Source organism: Micromonospora yasonensis, assembly GCF_026013475.1.
Classification (GTDB): Bacteria; Actinomycetota; Actinomycetes; order Mycobacteriales; family Micromonosporaceae; genus Micromonospora; species Micromonospora yasonensis.
Map to the genome: position 1 here is coordinate 1 of NZ_JAPDPH010000462.1, position 1,212 is coordinate 1,212.

A 1,212-nucleotide genomic window follows, 5' to 3' on the forward strand; every position below is an offset into this window, starting at 1 on the left:
TCGCCGCCACCCGGGTGGTCGGCGCGGTGCCCGCCCCGGCCACTCCGACGCCGACGCCGAGCCCGTCGAAGACGCCAAAGCCGACGCCAACCTCGCCGTCACCGAAGCCCACCTCGCCGTCGCCGAAGCCGAGCACCGCGAGCCCGAGCCCGTCCCACTCGCCGTCGCCGAGCAACTCGCCGTCGCCCAGCCCGTCGAACTCGTCGCCGGCCGCGTCGCCGTCCGGCGCGGACAGCAGCGGGCCAAGCCCGTCGAACAGCTCCGCCGCCCCGACGGGGAGCGCGGCGACGGAGACCACGGCGAGCGCGACGGAGAGCGCCGCATCCACTCCGAGCAGCGGTAACTGACCCAACCTCCACTCCGACTGTGCTGCCGGGCCGGAATGTGGCACGGTGAGAACCGGGCACTCCCGACCGACATCACGGTCCGGGAGCGAGCGTGGCCATGGAGGGGCGAGCATGGGCGAGCGAGAGGTTCCGGCAAAGACGGTCCACCCCGGATCCGCGCCCGACCCCACCGACGGGCCGGTCGACCCGGGCGCCACCGAGCGCGGCGAGGAGGCCGCTGCGGGAGCCTCCGTCGTGGCCCGGGCCCGGGTCAGTGTCGCCGGCGCGGCCGTACCGCCCCCGGCTGAGGACCGGCCGGCCACGCCGGTCAGCGCCACCACGTACCGGGCAAGCGCCCCCGCAGCGCCGGCCGGCCCGCTGGAACGGCGGCAGCCAGGTGCCTCGGTCGCGCCCTCGACGTGGTCCGCCTTCGCCACCGATACCCCGGCCCCCGCCGGCGACCAGCCGGCACCGGTGCCGCCCAGCCCCCGCAGCTCGGCCGGGCAGGCGCGGGCCAGCGCCGCCGTGCCGGGACAGAGCCGGGCCTCGACGGACGAGGTCGCCGCCGCGGGAGTGACGAAGGCCGGTGCCACGAAGGTCTACCGGGCGGGACCGGTGAACCCCGAGCCGCCCGAGCCGGCCCAGCCGCCGGAGCCCGCGCAGCCCCCGCCGCCGCCCGGCCCGGAGCCCGAGCCAGCGCCGACGCCCGTGCCGGGTCCGACCCCGCCCTCGCCGGCGCCCCCGGTGCCGGAGCCGGAGCCGGAACCCCCGCTCCGGCCGACGCCGCCGGTTCCCGCCCCGCCGGTTCCCACGCCGCCGCCCGGGCCGATCCCCACGCCGCCGCCGGGGCCGACCCCGCCGGCGCCGGTTCCGCCGCTGCCCGGGA

Annotated in this window: 2 pseudogenes; one reads left to right on the forward strand and one right to left on the reverse strand. The window is 79.5% G+C overall.

The features are described 5' to 3' along the window. Positions 1–352 (reverse strand): annotated as a pseudogene (locus tag ONA70_RS36345) (hypothetical protein); the annotation flags it as partial. A 106-nt stretch (positions 353–458) separates the two neighbouring features. Here ONA70_RS36345 and ONA70_RS36350 point away from each other — a divergent pair. Beyond that, positions 459–1,212: pseudogene (locus ONA70_RS36350) on the forward strand (hypothetical protein); the annotation flags it as partial.